At 35.6% G+C, this 222-nt stretch carries 1 protein-coding gene; it reads right to left on the minus strand.

Annotation, left to right across the window (positions count from 1 at the left end; all coding sequences use genetic code 11):
- Positions 1-222: hypothetical protein (locus ACHRVL_RS23120; protein ID WP_395415610.1), on the minus strand; the 222-nt coding region annotated here is incomplete at both ends.

The following is a 222-nucleotide window of genomic DNA, read 5'->3' on the forward strand; positions in this document are numbered from 1 at the left end:
AAAACAAGTTTTATCAGTTAACAGCTCACCTCCATTATCAATGCCAAATCGCGGAAACTTGATTGACGTGTCTTTATGAATACGCATGGTTTCTGCCCACACAATTTTTTGTTTAGAAAAATCCTCCCAATAACTTATACTATCTTGTGTTTCAAACCACTTATTACTAGTCTTTTTTCTAGCCCCTGCCTCTCCTGTTTGTTTTATTCGATCATATCCAAA

Source organism: Flavobacterium sp. FlaQc-28 (assembly GCF_044007415.1).
Taxonomy (GTDB): Bacteria; Bacteroidota; Bacteroidia; order Flavobacteriales; family Flavobacteriaceae; genus Flavobacterium.